Source organism: Streptomyces katrae, from assembly GCF_000966975.1.
In the GTDB taxonomy this organism is placed as follows: domain Bacteria; phylum Actinomycetota; class Actinomycetes; order Streptomycetales; family Streptomycetaceae; genus Streptomyces; species Streptomyces katrae.
Genome location: NZ_JZWV01001164.1, coordinates 1 through 1,166, shown reverse-complemented (window position 1 = coordinate 1,166; position 1,166 = coordinate 1). Strand labels below are relative to the sequence as shown.

The window sequence follows — 1,166 nt, the reverse complement described above, 5'->3', positions numbered from 1 at the left end:
GCTCAGTAGCCCATCCGGAAGGCGATGTGGGTGAGCTGGGTCCGGTTCACCGCGCCGGTCTTGCTGCGCAGCCGGCGCAGGTAGGTGTCGACCGTGTGCGGGCTCAGCCCCATCCGGCACGCGATCATCCGGTAGGTGTCCCCCTGCGCGAGGTAGGCGAGGACCTCCTGCTCGCGGGGGGTCAGGGCGGGCAGCTCCGGGGCGCGGGCGGTGAGCGTGGGGTGCGGCATGGGGGGCTCCGTATTCCGGATCGAAGGAGATCGAAGGAGAAGGCGAGCGGCGGGGCTCGGCACCCCCGGTGGCGGTGCGATCACTTTGGACGTGATCGCACCGTTTCGGACGTCCGGGGACCTGAAGTGGCCGGACACCCGCCGCTGTTCGTGGGGTCCAGCCTTTCGTCCTGCATATCCTGGCGCCAGGGGGCGGGCACCTCACCAAAGTGCCTGGCAGTAAAGCGACCAGGGGCGAAAAAGGCAAAGTGGGGCAATGCAAACATCTGACGTGGCACCGGATCCGAACAACGCCGATGTTGACATCGATGTCTACGGCTGGGTGCTCGAACACCGCACGGTGGACGTGGACGCGGTGGCCGCCGGTACGGGCCACGAGGCGGACGAGGTGCGGCGCAGTGTGTCCCGCCTGCGCGCCTCACGCCTGCTGCACGTGAGTCCGGTCGACCCGACCGTCGCCTTCGCGGTGGCCCCGGACACGGCCGCCGAGCAACTCGTCGCGCCTCTGGAGGCGCAGATCCGCGACCAGCAGCGGGCGATCAGCGGGATCCGCGAGGACCTGGGCCGCTTCCTGCCGCACTATCTGGGCCGCCGCTCCACGGGGGAGTCGCTGGAGGTCCTGGAGAGCCTGGAAGACGTGCGCGGGGCGCTCAACCGGGCCTCCGTCAACTGCACGACCGAGATGATCAGCTCGCAGCCGGGGGGCGGCAGCAGGGTGCCGGAGGCGATGCAGGAGGCGCTGCGGCGGGACGAGACGATGCTCCAGCGGGGGATCTCGATCCGAACCCTGTACCACCACACGGCCCGCTTCAACGGGCCGAGCCAGGCCTACGTCGCGGCCGCGTCCGTACTGGGGGCGCAGTACCGCACCGCGCACGAACTGTTCGGCCGGCTCATCGCCTTCGACCGCGAACTGGCTTTCATACCGGTATCCGA

General features: G+C 69.6%; 1 protein-coding gene and 1 pseudogene. One reads left to right on the top strand and one right to left on the bottom strand.

Annotation, left to right across the window (positions count from 1 at the left end; all coding sequences use genetic code 11):
• Nucleotides 1-2: 2 nt before the first annotated feature.
• Complete coding sequence (locus VR44_RS34225) at nucleotides 3-230, bottom strand: response regulator transcription factor (protein WP_045951538.1); 228 nt, start codon at nucleotides 228-230, stop codon at nucleotides 3-5.
• 256 nt (nucleotides 231-486) lie between these two features.
• Here VR44_RS34225 and VR44_RS34220 point away from each other — a divergent pair.
• A pseudogene (locus VR44_RS34220) lies at nucleotides 487-1,166 on the top strand (helix-turn-helix transcriptional regulator); the annotation flags it as partial.

Bases quoted from the DNA above. Each gene is read 5' to 3' on its own strand.
- VR44_RS34225 (WP_045951538.1), bottom strand. From the start codon at position 230: ATGCCGCACCCCACGCTCACCGCCCGCGCCCCGGAGCTGCCCGCCCTG.